Below are 13,706 nucleotides of genomic sequence, written 5' to 3'. Positions count from 1 at the left end.
CTCCTGCCCCCTCCCGGTCTCCCTGGTGGGCCCCGTGAGGCCGCCGAGGGCGGGGCCGGTTCTTCCGAAGGAGTCGAGGTCCGATGGCCGCAGCACCGTCCGTCGACGCGATCCGGTCCGCCCTGGCCGGCGTCGAGGATCCCGAGATCCACAAGCCCATCACCGAGCTGGGCATGGTCAAGGACATCCGCGTCCTGGACCACGGCAAGGTCGAGGTGGCGGTCTACCTGACCGTCGCGGGCTGCCCGATGAAGGACACCATCACCCAGCGGGTGACCACGGCGGTGTCCGCGGTGTCGAACGTGACGGCCGTGTCGGTCGAGCTCGACGTCATGAACGACGAGCAGCGCCGCGAGCTGCGCAAGACCGTGCGCGGTGACGCCGACGAGCCGGTGATCCCCTTCGCCCAGCCGGGCTCGCTGACACGCGTCTACGCCGTCGCGTCCGGCAAGGGCGGCGTCGGCAAGTCGTCGGTGACGGTCAACCTCGCGGCCGCGATGGCCGACCGCGGCTTGTCGGTCGGCGTGGTCGACGCCGACATCTACGGGCACTCGGTGCCGCGGATGCTCGGCACCGACGACCGGCCCACCAAGGTCGACGACATGATCATGCCGCCGCAGAGCCACGGCGTGAAGGTCATCTCGATCGGCATGTTCACCCCGGGCAACACCCCGGTCGTGTGGCGCGGGCCGATGCTGCACCGCGCGCTGCAGCAGTTCCTCGCCGACGTCTTCTGGGGCGACCTCGACATCCTGCTGCTCGACCTGCCGCCGGGCACCGGCGACATCGCGATCTCCGTCGCGCAGCTGATCCCGAACGCCGAGCTGCTGGTGGTCACCACGCCGCAGCAGGCCGCCTCCGAGGTCGCGGAGCGCGCGGGCGCGATCTCGCTGCAGACCCGCCAGCGCCTGGCCGGGGTCGTCGAGAACATGTCGTGGCTGGACATGCCCGACGGCTCCCGCATGGACCTCTTCGGTTCCGGCGGCGGGCAGACCGTGGCCGACTCGCTGTCGGGCTCGGTCGGCGCCCCGGTGCCGCTGCTCGGCCAGATCCCGATCGACACCCGCCTGCGCGAGGGCGGCGACGCCGGCGTCCCGCTGGTGCTCAGCCAGCCCGAGTCGGCCGCCGGCGCCGCCCTGCGCGCCGTCGCCGAGAAGCTCACCGTCCGGTCCCGCGGCCTCGCGGGCATGTCGCTGAACATCTCGCCCGCCGGCCGCTGATCCGCCGACCGGCCCACATCGTGCCGCCGGTCGCCGAGTCCGCCCGAGAACGAACGGCGCTCTCGCTGCTTCCGTAGCAGCGAGAGCGCCGTTCGTTCGTCGGGGTGGGGCGGGTCGACGGGGTCAGTGGCCGCGGGCGCGGTAGCGGGCGCGCTGGTCCCGCGTGATCTGCCTCCAGCGCCCGCGGCGCTCCGCCGCGAGGCGGGCGTCGGTGCGCGCGGCCGCCCACTCGTCCTCGCGGACGAGCTTCCGGTAGGCCGCGAGCCGGCGGGCCGGGAGCGTCCCGGCGTCACCGGCCGCCGCCACGGCGCAGCCCGGCTCGGTGTCGTGGGCGCAGTCGGCGAACCGGCACCCGCCGGCGAGGTCGACGACGTCGGCGAAGGCGCGGTCGATGCCCTCGGCGGCGTCGCGGACACCGACCGCTCGCAGGCCCGGGGTGTCGACGAGCACCCCGGGCCCGGGCAGCGGCAGCAGCTCGCGGTGCACGGTGGTGTGCCGGCCCTTGCCGTCGACGTCGCGGACCGTGGCGGTCGCCATCGCCTCCTCCCCGAGCAGGGCGTTCGCCAGCGTCGACTTCCCCGCACCCGAGGGGCCCACGAGCACGGCGGTCCCGCGCGCGGCCGCGGCGACCTCGTCGACCCCGTCGCCGGAGACCGCGCTCACGGGCACGACGTCGACGCCGGGCGCGGCGTCGGCGAGGTCGGAGAGGGCAGCCACGAGCGAGGACCCGTCGTCCTGGTCGATCTTGGTGAGCACGACGACGGGTGTCGCCCCGCTCTCCCAGGCCAGGGCGACCAGGCGCTCCACCCGGCCGGGGCGCACGCCGGCCGCGAGGGGGGCGGCGACGAGCACGGTGTCGACGTTGGCCGCGAGGACCTGGGCCTCGGAGCGCCCGGACGCCGCGGACCGGGTCAGCGCCGTGCGCCGGGGCAGGACGGCGGCGACGGCGGATCCGTCGACGAGGACCCAGTCGCCGACCGCGCACGGCACGCGGGGTGCCGCGTGGACGCGGCCGCGGCCGGTGAGGACGTCGACGCGGCCGCGGTCGACGCGGGCGACGCGGCCGGGCACGGCTCCGGCCGGGGCGTCAGCGGTGAGAGCGAGCTGCTCCCAGGTGCTGTCCCAGCCGTAGGTGGGCAGGACGGATGCGTGCGGGAGTGCGGAGAACACTGCGGGGTACGACCCTCCGAGCAGGACGCCGTGGCCGCAATGCTGCGCGGCGAGGCGTCACCGTGTGGTGGCGTGACGGCGCCTGTCATGGCGCCCGGTCCGGGCGGCCATGGCGTCCACTCCTCGAGGTCGTGTCCGGGGACGCTCGCCCCGGTCCGCACCAGCGTGCCCGCTCCTCCTTGGGCGCGCCAGAGCGTTTCCCGTGACCCTCAGGCCACCTGCAGTGAGCGGCGGGAGAGGCCCCACATGGTGCCGTCGATGGTCGTCGTCACCGGCCCCTCGGGGTCGGTGGCCGCGCCGAGGGTCACGAACAGCGGCACGAAGTGCTCCGCGGTCGGGTGGGCGTAGGGCATGCCCGGCGCGTCGCGGAAGCGGTGCAGGGTCTCGAGGTCGCCGTGGTCGAGGGCCTCGGCGGCCCAGGCGTCGAAGTCGCCGGTCCAGCCCGGGGTCTCCTGCCCGGCGAGCATCGACCGCGAGAGGAACGGCAGGCCGTGGGTCATGAACCCCGAGCCGATGACCAGCACGCCCTCACCGCGCAGCTCGCGCAGGCGGGCGCCGACGGCCAGGAGCCGCCCGGGGTCCTCGGTGGGCAGACTCATCTGCAGGACGGGCACGTCGCCGAGCGGGTACATGACCTTGAGCGGCACCCACGCCCCGTGGTCGAGCCCGCGGCCTGAGGTGTGCACCGGCTGACCGTCGGGCAGCGCGGCGGCGACCCGCGCGGCCAGCGCGGACGCGTCGGGCGTCGCGTAGCTCATCCGGTAGAAGCGCTCGGCGAACCCGCCGAAGTCGTAGACCAGCGGCGTCCCGGCCTCGGGGCTCGAGAGCGTGAGCGGCGCGGACTCCCAGTGCGCGGAGACGATGAGGATCGCGCGCGGGGTCGGGAGGCGGTCGGCCCACTCCCCCAGCCGCGTCATCCACTCGGCGTCGTCGAACAGCGGCGGCGCCCCGTGGCTGACGTACAGCGCCGGCAGCGGCCCGTCCTGCGGCGTCCAGGGCGTGCGTCGGGCCGCGCGCTCGCGGGCACCCGGCTCGTAGGCGTCGAACGCCGCTCCCGGGTGGGCGGTGGCGAACGGGTCCATGGCGACTCCCCTGGGATGTCCAGTTGATCCTTCAACCGCCGACGCTACCTGCCCGGAGTTGAAGCATCAAGTAATGTGGGTCCCATGGACGAGACGCGCTGGCTGGACGACGACGAGCAGCGGGCGTGGCGCCGGACGGCGGCGGTGATGACCCTGCTGCCGGCCGCGCTCGACGCGCAGCTGCAGCGCGACGCCGGGCTGACGCAGTTCTCGTACCTGACGCTGGCGATGCTCTCCGAGACCCCGGGCCGGACCCTCCCGATGAGCGCGCTCGCCGCGACCGTCAACTCCTCGCTCTCGCGGCTGTCGCACGTCGTGGCCCGGCTCGAGGCGCAGGGCTGGGTGAGCCGCGAGCCGTCGCCCGAGAGCGGGCGCGTGACCGTCGCCCGGCTGACCGACGCGGGGCTGGAGAAGGTGCGGCAGACCGCACCCGGGCACGCCGCCGAGGTCCGCCGGCTCATCTTCGACGCCCTCGACGGCGAGGGCGTCGAGTCCCTCGCCTGCGTGACGGCCGCGATCCTCGGGCGCCTCGACCCGTCCGGCAAGCTGCGCGCCAACCCGCTCAGGCGCGGGGGGCCGGACCAGGAGTGCGATCCACCCGCCACGGCGTGATCTCGGCGGGGACGCCCTTGCCGCGGCGGTGCCGGTGCGGCCGGGCGGTCACGTGCGCGTCCGTCAGGTGCTCGCGCGTCGTGCTCGACACGCACACCTCGCCCGCGCCGGCGGCGTCCGTGATGCGGGCGGCGATGTTGACGTCGCGGCCGTAGTAGTCGCCACCGAGCTGCTGGGGCGCGCCGACGTGGACGCCGGCGCGCAGGTGCAGGCGGTGCCCGTCGACCTCCAGCCGCTCGACCGCGTCGCGGGCGGCGAGGGCGACCTCGACGGCGTCGTCGGCCGTCGGGAACACGGCCATCAGGCCGTCGCCGAGACGCTTGACCACGCGACCGCGGCGGCGCACCAGCGGCTCCACCTCGGCCCCGACCCGCCGCAGGGCGTGCACCGCGACATCGTCGCCGACCTCGAGCGTCCAGTCCGAGAAGCCGGCGAGGTCGGTGAACAGCACCGCGACGAGCTCGTCGCTGGGCCGCTCCTCCACCCCGGCGTGCGCCTGCCACACCTGCAGCGCCGTGAGCCCGACCTCCCGCAGCACGCTGGGTCGCGTCGCGGCGAGCGGGGCGAGCTGGGCGGCGAGGCGACCGACGGCGTCGTCGCCCGTGGAGAGCGGGTCACCGTAGGTGGCGTCGCCGGGCAGGCGCGAGCGTGCCCACTCGAGCGCGGCGAGCAGCCGCGGGTCGCTGTCGAGCCGGTCGGCGGCTCCGCGCACCCGCCGGCGGACCGGCTCACTGGGGCGGACGAACACGCTGACCGACGCTAACAGCGACTCCGGCGTGCTCCCGCACCCTGCGGGGCGTCCGTGAGGAGGCCCACGGACCGAGATCAGCTCGGGATCAGATCGGGCTCAGGTCGCGTCCGGGTCCACCGGCGCGATCTCCCCCGGCCCCAGCGGACGGACCGGTGCCGGGGCGCGCCGCACCTCGGGGGCGGGTGCCGGGGCCGGGGACGCGACCGCCGGCGGCGTGCCGGGCGCGGCGGCGCCGCTCCACGTGCCGTCGTCCGGCGGCGGGGTGAACAGGTGCTGGCGGACCGCGCGGCGCGGGTCGAGGTCGCGCACCGAGCGCAGGTCGTCGAGCGGCTTGCGCAGCTCGTCGAACTCGGGGCCGAGCTCCTGACGCAGCTGGTCGCGCGCGCCGGTGGCGTAGTCACGGACGGTCCGCACGGTGTTGGCCACCCACGCGGCCGCCGCCGGCAGGCGCTCGGGCCCCAGCACGAACAGGCCCACGAGCGCGAGGACGAGCAGCTCGGGCCAGCCGATGTTGTCGAACACCCCGCCCTCCTAGAGCGTGACCTGCAGCGTCAGGGGCCGGCCCTGGCGCACGACGCCGAGGGTGACCGTCGAGCCGGGCGGGTGCTCCCGCACGGCCACGACGAGCTCGTCGGCCGACGCGATCGGGCGGTCGTCGACGCGCAGGACGACGTCGCCCTCGAGGAGGCCGGCCCGCGACGCGGGCCCACCCTGGCGCACGTTGAGCACCTGCGCGCCGTCGGAGGTCCCGTCCGTGACCGACTTCGCGTTCACCCCGAGGTCGCTGTGGGTGTACCCGCCGGTCCGGATGATCGACTCGGCGATGACGCGGACGTCGTCGATGGGGATGGCGAAGCCGAGACCGATCGAGCCGCCCTCGCCGCCGCCGAGCGTGCGGATCGCGGTGTTGATGCCCACGACGGCGCCGGAGGTGTCGACCAGCGCGCCGCCGGAGTTGCCGGGGTTGATCGCCGCGTCGGTCTGGATGGCGTCGATCACGGGGTTGGCGTCGTTGGTCTCGGCGTCGAGGCGCACGGGGCGGTCGAGCGAGCTGACGATGCCCTCGGTGACCGTGCCGGCGAGTCCGAGCGGCGACCCGATGGCGATGACGCCGTCGCCGACGCGCAGGTCCGACGAGCGGCCGAGCTGCGCGACGACCGGGTTCGCGATGTCGACCTTGACCACGGCCACGTCGGTCTGCGGGTCGCGCCCGACGACGCGGGCCGGCGCCCGGAGGCCCGACGCGAAGACGGCCTCGAGGGAGGCGCGCGGGTCGGTGGCGGCGAGCTCGACGACGTGATTGTTGGTGACGATGTAGCCGTTCGGGTCGAGCACGACGCCCGACCCGGTGCCGCCGCTGGTGCCCGCCTGCAGCTCCAGGGACACGACGGCGGGCGTCACCCGGCCCGCGATGTCGGCGACCGATCCCGGCGGCCGCTCGTGGCCGGCCGACACGGGGCTGAGCGTGGCGCCGGGGTCGACGAGGCTGTCGGCGCTGCCGGCCACGGCCCACCCGACGACGCCGCCGACGCCGCCGAGGAGCAGCGCGACCACGGCGAGCAGGGCCAGCGCCGTCGGCTGCACGCGCCGGCCGAGGACGAGCTCGCGGGCCGAGAGCCGCGGCCCGGTGGGCGGCGTCGCCGTCGCGCCGCGGCTCTCACCGAGCGCGGGGCCACCCAGGACGGCGCCGGCGCCCGGGTCGCGCCACGGATCGGCCGACGCGGCCTCGTCGCCCTCCCAGAAGTCGCCGCGGCGGTCGTCGGGGCGCTCGGCCGGGCGGTCCGGGCGCTGCAGCGACGTGCCACCGGCGCCGGCCGTCCCCTCGGGGCGGCCGAACGCGGCGACGAGCGCGGGCGCGGGCGCGTCGCCCCGCGGCGACGAGCGCGGGATCTCGGCGCGCTGGTCGCCGAACCCGCCGGCGACGCCCTGCGGGCGGCCGAAGACGGCGGCGAGCTCGCGCTCCCCGGGCTGGTGGCCGTTCCCGTGACCATTGCCGTGCCCGTTGGTCTGCCCGTTGGTCTGCCCGTTGGTCTGCCCGTTGGTCTGCCCGTTGGTCTGGCCGTTGGCGTGACCGTTGGCCGGCGCGGACACGTGACCGTTGCCCTGGCCGTGGGGCTGCCCCGAGATCGGGGCGTCGTGGCCCTGCGGAGCCGACGACGCGTCGGGCTCCGGGTGCTGGGGCCGCCCGTGCGGCTCGGTGGGTCCGCTCATCGCCCCACCACCGTAGAGCCTCGCCCCGCGGCCCGCGTCGACACCGTCACAGCGTGCGACCGCAGCGGTGAAGGTCCGGTCAGGCTCAGGGCGCGCCGGGGCCCCGGAGGCCGGGCTCGGGTGTCGCCTCGCGCAGCGAGAGGTCGGCGGCGGCCACCGCGGGCAGCGTGCGCGCGACGACCGGCACGGCGCTGCCGGGCGGGGCTGTGGGCGCCGTGGGCGCGGGCGTGCCGGCGGCGACCACCGGGCCGGTGAGCGCGGCGAGCACCGCGGGGCCGACGACGACCCCGGAGCTCAGGGCCACGGGCACACCGAGCGTGCGGCGCCGGCCGCGTCGCCGACCGCGGGGCTCCTCGGCCGGGGCGACGATCTCGCCGCCGGGGCCCGCGGCGAGGCCGGCGGGCAGGCCGGGCAGGGGCGCGGCGTCGGGGATCGAGCAGAGGGTGGCGTAGAGCGAGCTCGGCATCGCCGGGCCGGCCGCGCCGCGCACCCGCCGCCGGGCCTGCCGCTGGGCGGCGACCTCGGCGGCGCAGGACAGGCAGTGGTCGACGTGGGCGGCCGCGCGCTGGGCGGGGCCGGGCGGCAGCTCGCCGTCGACGAAGGCGACGACCGCGTCGAGCGCGAGGTGGCCGGCGTCGGTGCGCCAGGACCACCGGCCGGAGCCGCTGCCGATCACGACGGGCTCCCGAGGGGGACGGCGTGCACCCGCTCGGCGGCACGGGCCTCGAGCGCGGCGCGCAGGGCCTGACGCCCGCGGTGGATGCGGCTTCGCACGGTCCCCAGTTTGACACCGAGCGTCGCCGCGATCTCCTCGTAGGACAGGCCCTCCACGTCACAGAGGACGACGGCGGCCCGGAACTCGGGGGCGAGGGCGTCGAGCGCGGCCTGCAGATCCGGGTCGAGGTGGGCGTCCGACCAGACCTGCTCGGGGTCCGGCCCGCCGCCGGGCAGGCGGTCGGTGTCCTCGGGCAGGCCCTCCATCCGCAGGCGGGCGCGGCGGCGCACCATGTCGAGGAAGAGGTTCGTGGTGATGCGGTGCAGCCAGCCCTCGAAGGTGCCGGGCTTGTAGCCGGCGAGCGACCGGAACACGCGGATGAACGTCTCCTGCGTGAGGTCCTCGGCGTCGTGGGCGTCGCCGGTGAGCCGGAAGGCCAGGCGGTAGACGCGGTCGGCGTGCTGGCGCACGACGTCGTCCCACGTCGGGGGCACCCACTCGGTGTCCTCGCCGAGACCCTGCGGGGCGACCTCGGCGGTCGTCGCGTCGGGGCGGTCGAGGACCGCGGTCGGGGCGGGGCGGTCGGGCATCGGGGTCCGGGCTCCTCGGCTCGTCCGGCGGCGCCGGTCGGGGTGCCGGCGACGTGACACCACACTGGCGCGCCGTGATGTCACGACGGTGAGGTCGTGCTGAGAGCGCGCTGAGTTTCGGTCGGCGGGGCCGTTCACCCCCGTGGTGGTGGTCACGCCCCCGACCGTGTGCGCGGCGTGTCGGCGCGGCACGCCGCCACCGGCCCGATCCCGATCTAGCCTGCACGGATGGTGGCGGGACGCCCGGGTGGGCGGGGCGGGGGCGTGCGCGGGGCGCACCGCCCGTTGCGGGCCGTCCGCCCGGCGGCCGCCGGCCCCGAGACCGGCCCGCCGGCCGCCCCCGACGACCAGACCGGGGAGCGGGGCCGGACCCGCCTGGCCGACAAGGCCGCGGCCTTCCTCGTCGAGGACGAGCTGCTGACGCGACTGCGCGAGCGCTCGGCCGAGCAGGGCGTCGTCGCCGTCGCCCCGGCCACGGCCGCGGCGCTGACGTTCCTGGCGGCGTCCACGCGGGCGCGGGCCGTGGTCGAGATCGGCACCGGGCTGGGCCTCGGCACCATCGCGCTGCTGCGCGGGATGCCCGTCGACGGGCTCCTGACCAGCATCGACCCCGACGGGGGCCGGCAGGCCGAGGCGCGGCTCGCGTGCGCCGAGGCGGGCTTCGCGGCCGGGCGCGTGCGCCTCATCACCGGCACCTCGCGGCAGGTGCTGCCCAAGCTCTCCGACGCCGGCTACGACCTCGTCGTCGTCGACGGCGCCACCACCGAGTTCCCCCGCGACCTCGCGGCCGCGCTGCGGCTCCTGCGCCCGGGCGGGGTCGTCGTCGTGGACGACGTGCTGTGGTCCGGGCGCATCGCCGACCCGGTGCGCCGCGAGGCGCTGACCGGCGCGCTGCGGGAGACCGTCCGCGCCGTGCGCGAGGACGAGCGCCTCGTGCCGCTGCTGCTGCCGATCGCCGAGGGGCTGCTCTGCGCCGCCCGGCGCTGACGTTCAGGCCCGGCCGCGGCAGAACGCCACGAGCGTCCGCGCGGCGAAGCCGGTGGCGCCCTTGGCGACCTCCTCGTGCGGGCTGTCGCAGCGGGCCGGCCCGGCGATGTCGAGGTGGATCCACGGCCGTGACGCGGTGAAGCGCCGCAGGAACAGCGCCGCGGCGATCCCGCCGGGGCCGCCCGGGATCTGGCGGACGTCGGCGATGGCGGAGTCGACGTCGGGGTCGAGGTCCGCCGACAGCGGCATCGGCCACCACGACTCGCCGGTGGCCGCGCCGGCGTCGACGAGCGCGGTGCGCAGCGCGGGGTCGCTGGCGAATACGCCGCCGGTGCGCACGCCGAGCGCGACCTTCATCGCGCCGGTGAGCGTGGCGACGTCGACGAGGACGTCGGGTGCGAGCTCGTCGAGGGCGTAGGCGATCGCGTCGGCGAGGACCATCCGGCCCTCGGCGTCGGTGTTGGTGACCTCGGTGGTGGTGCCGCCGCGGTGCCGCACGACGTCGCCGGGCCGGTAGGCCGAGCCCGACACGTGGTTCTCGGCCAGCGGCACGAGGCCGGTGACCCGCACGGGCACGTGCGACCGGGCCAGCGACCGCAGCGCCGCCACGACGGCCGCGCCGCCGGAGCAGTCGGTGCGCATGTCCGCCATGCCCGCGTTCGGCTTGATCGAGATGCCGCCGGTGTCGAACGTGATGCCCTTGCCGACGAGGACGACGTGCTCCCCCGTCGCGTCCGGCGGCGACCACGTGAGCTCCAGCAGCCGCGGCGGGCGCGACGACCCGCCACCGACGGCGAGCACGCCGCCGAAGCCCTGCGCCGCCAGCCACTGCTCGTCGCGGACGACGACGTCGAGGCCCGCGGCGTCGGCGACGAGCTCGGTGGCGGTCGCGGCGAACCAGGCCGGGGACTTCGTGCCCGACGGGGTGTCGGCGAGGTCGCGCGCCCGGGCGGTGGCGGTGGCCAGCTCGACGGCGTCGTTGACGGCGTCGAAGTGCTCGGCGGGGACGTCGAGGTGCACGGTCAGCGGCGGGCGGGACGCGTGCCGCACGAGGAACCGGTGCGACCCGAGCACGATCCCGACGGCCAGCGCGGCCCACGAGCCGGCGTCACCGGGGGCGTCCTCGGGCCGCTCCGCGCGCAGGTGCGCGACGCGCGGCGCGTCCTTGCCGTCGGCCCCGACCGCCGCGGGCGGGGCGTCGCGCACCGCCCGCACCGCGGCCGCGCCCGCGGCACGCCAGTCCTTCGCGTCGCCGTCGCCGACCTCGACGAGCCACTGCCCGGGCGCCGACCCGGGCAGCGCGACCACCGCGCCGGCGGTCGGCCGCCAGCCCGGGGGCGCACCGGCGACGGTCTCGTCGGTGCCGGTGTCGGTGTCGGTGTCGGTCTCGTCCCCCTCGGGACGCTCGTCGCGTCGCCGCCAGCACACGGTGGCGACCGGGTCCGGTGCCGGCGCGGGCGTGAGCGTCGCGAGGGGTGTGGGCAACGCCGGGTCGGCGAACGCCGACTGCTCGGCGTCGCCGGGCCCGGCGGAGGTCGCGGTGCTCAGCCGACCACGCCCTGCAGGGCCTCCCGCAGGTCGCCCGCCTCGTCCGCCGTCATCTCGACGACGAGGCGCCCCCCACCCTCGAGCGGCACGCGCATCACGATGCCGCGCCCCTCCTTGGTGACCTCGAGGGGACCGTCACCGGTCCGGGGCTTCATGGCCGCCATAGCGTGCTCCCTCCGCGAGCTGCGTCGTCCCCGTCCCCCGATCGCCCGAGCGGGGCGGCCGGGGAGCGAGCGCCGTGTGACTGGCGACGATTCTTCACCATCCGCGCGACCGGCACGACACCGAGGCGATCATCCGGGCGTGTCCTCCCCGGTCAGGCGGTGCCGCGACCCCTCGGCGCCCCCGCCGCGCCCACCGCGCGGAAGCACCCGGCGACGTGGTCGTCGACCATCCCGGTGGCCTGCATCAGGGCGTAGCACGTGGTCGGGCCGACGAAGCGGAAGCCGCGGGCGCGCAGCGCCTTCGCCATCGCCGTCGACTCCGGCGTGGTCGCCGGGACCTCGTCGAAGCCGGCGGGCGGCGCCTCCCGCGGCGGCGGGGCGAACGACCACAGCAGCGTTTCGAGGTCCTCGCCGCGCTCGGCGAGGCCCAGGACGGCCCGGGCGTTGGCGATCGTGGCGTCGATCTTGGCGCGGTTGCGGACGATGCCGGCGTCGGCCAGCAGGCGCGCGACGTCGTCGTCGCCGAAGCGGGCGACGGCCTCCGGGTCGAACCCGGCGAACGCGGCCCGGAACGCGGGGCGCTTGCGCAGCACGATCAGCCACGACAGCCCGGACTGGAACGCCTCGAGGCTGATCCGCTCGAACAGCGCGTCGCGGCCGCGCAGCTCGCGGCCCCACTCGGTGTCGTGGTACTCGGCGAGCAGGCCGTCCCCGGCGCCCCAGGGGCAGCGCCCGACGCCGTCGGCGCCGACGACCGCGACCGGCACCGCCTCCGTCACCGCTCGGCGTCCCGGTCGGCGTCCCGGTCGGCGTCCCGCTCGCAGCGGCGGGCGAGGGCGTCGAGCGAGCGCTGCAGGCCCCAGGCGAACGCGGGCCGGACCAGGGGCCAGCCGAGCGCGCCGAGGGCACCCAGCGGCAGGTCGAGCTGCTCGCTCCACACGAACGTCGACGCCTCGCGGCCGTCGTCGCCGCGGCGGGCGAGGACGCTGAAGACGCCGCTGCCCCGCACGACGCGCCCGGTGTGCCGCACGGTCGCGCGGTGCGGCGGGTCCCAGCCGACGATCTCCATCGTGTCGGTGACCCCGAGGGGCCCGACGCCGGTGGTGGCCGCCAGCTCGGACCCGACGCTCGTGCCGTCGCCGCGGGTGACCCGCACCTCGGTGCCGAGCATCCACTCGCCCTGGGACTCCCAGTCGGTGACCTCGCGCCACACCGTCTCGACCGGCGCGTCGACGTCGACCGACAAGGTGATCTCGCGGCGGGCCATGGGCCTCCCTCTCAGCTGCGCCGTGCGTCGGCGGTGGGGTCGGTACGGACGGTCGGGTCGGTGGGCGCGGGGTCGACCGGGTCGGCGACCTCGGCGGCACGGGCGTGACCGTTGGTGTGCGCCGGGGCGTCCGCGCCGTCCATGGCGTCGACCCGCGCGCGCAGGGCGTCGACCTCGGCGGCGAGGCGCTCCAGCGCCCAGTCGACCTCACTGCACTTGTAACCGCGCAGGGCCTGCTGGAACCGCAGATCGCGCACGTCGCCGCCCGTGAGGTCGCGCGCGGGCAGGCGCGTGGGCGTCGCGCCGGGCGGCATGGGGGCCAGCTCTTCCGAGCGGCCGAACACGAAGGCCACGAGCAGGTAGACCGCGGCGGCCACGAGGCCGACCACGATGACGTACACCAGCGCGCTGCCCATGGGGTCCGATCGTAGGTGGCACCCCCGACGACGAGCGTCAGCTCCCGGGGGCCCGGAGCGTCGCCAGGGGCGGGCGGTCGGCGGTCGCGACCGGCTGCTCGTCGGGCAGCCAGTCGCCGTCGACGGGGACGAACTGCGTCAGCGGGTCGGACCCCGGGTGGCCGGGCACGCACCGGCGCAGGACGGCGTCGAGCACCTCGGCGGCGGTGGCGCCCAGGGCGCGCAGGCTGCGGTGGCGGTGCTTGCGCACGCCGAGGTCGACCTGGGCGATCGCGTCGAGGCCGCGTTCGCGGTGGGTGTCGAGCAGCAGCCCGATCTCCACCCCGTAGCCCGCGGCGAACGGCAGCGACTCGAGCAGCTCGCGGGTGGCCGCGTACTCACCGCCGAGGGGCTGGACGACGCCGGCGAGCTCGGGGCGCAGCGCCGCGAGCGCGGGCCGGGCCGTCAGCTCGGTGACCCGGCCGCCGCCGGTGAGCGCGGCGTCGTGGTCGGAGATCCGGAGCGGCCGGTGGTAGAAGCCCTTGACCAGCGCGACGCCGTCGACGGTCAGCAGCGGCCCGAGCAGGTGGGTGACGAAGTCGGGGCCGAGGTCGACGAGGTCGGAGTCGAGGAACACGACGAGGTCGCCGGTCGTGGCCGCGAGCGAGCGCCACAGCACCTCGCCCTTGCCCGGGCGCACGGGGACGTCGGGGAGCACGGCGTCGCGGGGCACCACCCGTGCGCCGGCGGCACGGGCCCGCGCGGCGGTGTCGTCGGTGGAGCCGGAGTCGACGACGACGAGCTCGTCGACGAGCGTCCCCAGCAGCGGGCGCGCGGCGGCCACGACCCCGCCGACCGTGGCCTCCTCGTCGAGCGCCGGCAGCACGACCGACACGGTGCGGCCGCGCTTGGCGGCGGTCAGCTCGGCGGCGGTCCAGTCCGGGTGGGCCCAGGTCCGCCGCGCGAACCAGTCCTCGGTCCCACGTCTCACGAC

Annotated in this window: 16 protein-coding genes; 3 read left to right on the top strand and 13 right to left on the bottom strand. The window is 76.8% G+C overall.

Translation table 11 applies throughout. The features are described 5' to 3' along the window. The first annotated feature begins 83 nt into the window (after positions 1 to 83). On the top strand, positions 84 to 1,220 hold the full coding sequence (locus ABD994_RS19735) for an Mrp/NBP35 family ATP-binding protein (protein ID WP_345418871.1): 1,137 nt from the start codon (positions 84 to 86) through the stop codon (positions 1,218 to 1,220). Between the two features lie 123 nt (positions 1,221 to 1,343). On the opposite strand, the gene rsgA is transcribed toward ABD994_RS19735, so the two are convergent. Next, on the bottom strand, positions 1,344 to 2,390 hold the full coding sequence (gene rsgA, locus ABD994_RS19730) for a ribosome small subunit-dependent GTPase A (protein ID WP_345418868.1): 1,047 nt from the start codon (positions 2,388 to 2,390) through the stop codon (positions 1,344 to 1,346). A gap of 209 nt (positions 2,391 to 2,599) precedes the next feature. Further along, a complete protein-coding gene (locus tag ABD994_RS19725) occupies positions 2,600 to 3,472 on the bottom strand; it encodes a dioxygenase family protein (RefSeq protein WP_345418865.1) in 873 nt (290 codons plus the stop codon). Between the two features lie 84 nt (positions 3,473 to 3,556). On the opposite strand from ABD994_RS19725, the gene ABD994_RS19720 reads away from it, so the two are divergent. Continuing rightward, the gene (locus tag ABD994_RS19720; protein ID WP_345418862.1) at positions 3,557 to 4,084 is read left to right on the top strand and encodes a MarR family winged helix-turn-helix transcriptional regulator; all 528 of its coding nucleotides are present in this window, start codon (positions 3,557 to 3,559) and stop codon (positions 4,082 to 4,084) included. Here ABD994_RS19720 and ABD994_RS19715 read toward each other — a convergent pair. The 5 genes from ABD994_RS19715 to sigE all read right to left on the bottom strand — a co-directional run bounded on the left by ABD994_RS19715 (position 4,035) and on the right by sigE (position 8,351). Then, on the bottom strand, positions 4,035 to 4,832 hold the full coding sequence (locus ABD994_RS19715; protein WP_345418859.1) for an adenylate/guanylate cyclase domain-containing protein: 798 nt from the start codon (positions 4,830 to 4,832) through the stop codon (positions 4,035 to 4,037). The genes ABD994_RS19720 and ABD994_RS19715 overlap by 50 nt on opposite strands. Before the next feature lie 99 nt (positions 4,833 to 4,931). Next, a complete protein-coding gene (gene tatB, locus ABD994_RS19710; protein ID WP_345418856.1) occupies positions 4,932 to 5,357 on the bottom strand; it encodes a Sec-independent protein translocase protein TatB in 426 nt (141 codons plus the stop codon). Between the two features lie 9 nt (positions 5,358 to 5,366). Continuing rightward, positions 5,367 to 7,046, bottom strand: a complete 1,680-nt coding sequence (locus ABD994_RS19705; protein ID WP_345418853.1) for a trypsin-like peptidase domain-containing protein — start codon at positions 7,044 to 7,046, stop codon at positions 5,367 to 5,369. An 85-nt stretch (positions 7,047 to 7,131) separates the two neighbouring features. Then, on the bottom strand, positions 7,132 to 7,722 hold the full coding sequence (locus tag ABD994_RS19700; RefSeq protein ID WP_345418850.1) for a zf-HC2 domain-containing protein: 591 nt from the start codon (positions 7,720 to 7,722) through the stop codon (positions 7,132 to 7,134). Continuing rightward, entirely contained in the window at positions 7,719 to 8,351 is a 633-nt protein-coding gene (sigE, locus tag ABD994_RS19695) for an RNA polymerase sigma factor SigE (protein ID WP_345418847.1), read from the bottom strand. The genes ABD994_RS19700 and sigE overlap by 4 nt, the downstream gene beginning before the upstream one ends. A gap of 228 nt (positions 8,352 to 8,579) precedes the next feature. Between sigE and ABD994_RS19690 the strand changes: the two genes are divergently transcribed. Continuing rightward, on the top strand, positions 8,580 to 9,338 hold the full coding sequence (locus tag ABD994_RS19690) for an O-methyltransferase (protein ID WP_345418844.1): 759 nt from the start codon (positions 8,580 to 8,582) through the stop codon (positions 9,336 to 9,338). A 3-nt stretch (positions 9,339 to 9,341) separates the two neighbouring features. Here the strand turns inward: ABD994_RS19690 and ABD994_RS19685 are convergent, their stop codons facing one another. From ABD994_RS19685 to ABD994_RS19660, 6 genes are all read right to left on the bottom strand, one after another. After that, positions 9,342 to 10,823 carry a leucyl aminopeptidase family protein gene (locus tag ABD994_RS19685; protein ID WP_345418841.1) on the bottom strand — a complete coding sequence of 494 codons (1,482 nt, stop codon included), beginning with the start codon at positions 10,821 to 10,823 and terminating at the stop codon, positions 9,342 to 9,344. Positions 10,824 to 10,882: 59 nt separating this feature from the next. After that, complete coding sequence (locus ABD994_RS19680) at positions 10,883 to 11,050, bottom strand: DUF3117 domain-containing protein (protein WP_133827309.1); 168 nt, start codon at positions 11,048 to 11,050, stop codon at positions 10,883 to 10,885. 152 nt (positions 11,051 to 11,202) lie between these two features. After that, on the bottom strand, positions 11,203 to 11,829 hold the full coding sequence (locus ABD994_RS19675; RefSeq protein ID WP_425550088.1) for a DNA-3-methyladenine glycosylase I: 627 nt from the start codon (positions 11,827 to 11,829) through the stop codon (positions 11,203 to 11,205). Further along, the gene (locus tag ABD994_RS19670; protein ID WP_345418838.1) at positions 11,826 to 12,317 is read right to left on the bottom strand and encodes an SRPBCC family protein; all 492 of its coding nucleotides are present in this window, start codon (positions 12,315 to 12,317) and stop codon (positions 11,826 to 11,828) included. Before ABD994_RS19670 ends, ABD994_RS19675 begins: the two co-directional genes overlap by 4 nt. An 11-nt stretch (positions 12,318 to 12,328) precedes the next feature. Next, positions 12,329 to 12,733 (bottom strand): DivIVA domain-containing protein, encoded by a 405-nt coding sequence (locus tag ABD994_RS19665; RefSeq protein ID WP_345418836.1) that lies wholly within the window; start codon positions 12,731 to 12,733, stop codon positions 12,329 to 12,331. A gap of 37 nt (positions 12,734 to 12,770) precedes the next feature. Further along, a complete protein-coding gene (locus ABD994_RS19660; protein ID WP_345418834.1) occupies positions 12,771 to 13,703 on the bottom strand; it encodes a glucosyl-3-phosphoglycerate synthase in 933 nt (310 codons plus the stop codon). Positions 13,704 to 13,706 lie beyond the last annotated feature (3 nt).

Source organism: Actinomycetospora chlora, assembly GCF_039542135.1.
Lineage (GTDB): Bacteria > Actinomycetota > Actinomycetes > Mycobacteriales > Pseudonocardiaceae > Actinomycetospora > Actinomycetospora chlora.
This window is presented reverse-complemented; position numbering and strand designations above follow the sequence as displayed.

Bases quoted from the DNA above. Each gene is read 5' to 3' on its own strand.
- ABD994_RS19670 (WP_345418838.1), bottom strand. From the start codon at position 12,317: ATGGCCCGCCGCGAGATCACCTTGTCGGTCGACGTCGACGCGCCGGTC.
- ABD994_RS19665 (WP_345418836.1), bottom strand. From the start codon at position 12,733: ATGGGCAGCGCGCTGGTGTACGTCATCGTGGTCGGCCTCGTGGCCGCC.
- ABD994_RS19720 (WP_345418862.1), top strand. From the start codon at position 3,557: ATGGACGAGACGCGCTGGCTGGACGACGACGAGCAGCGGGCGTGGCGC.
- ABD994_RS19690 (WP_345418844.1), top strand. From the start codon at position 8,580: ATGGTGGCGGGACGCCCGGGTGGGCGGGGCGGGGGCGTGCGCGGGGCG.
- ABD994_RS19735 (WP_345418871.1), top strand. From the start codon at position 84: ATGGCCGCAGCACCGTCCGTCGACGCGATCCGGTCCGCCCTGGCCGGC.
- ABD994_RS19725 (WP_345418865.1), bottom strand. From the start codon at position 3,472: ATGGACCCGTTCGCCACCGCCCACCCGGGAGCGGCGTTCGACGCCTAC.
- sigE (WP_345418847.1), bottom strand. From the start codon at position 8,351: ATGCCCGACCGCCCCGCCCCGACCGCGGTCCTCGACCGCCCCGACGCG.
- ABD994_RS19705 (WP_345418853.1), bottom strand. From the start codon at position 7,046: ATGAGCGGACCCACCGAGCCGCACGGGCGGCCCCAGCACCCGGAGCCC.
- ABD994_RS19680 (WP_133827309.1), bottom strand. From the start codon at position 11,050: ATGGCGGCCATGAAGCCCCGGACCGGTGACGGTCCCCTCGAGGTCACC.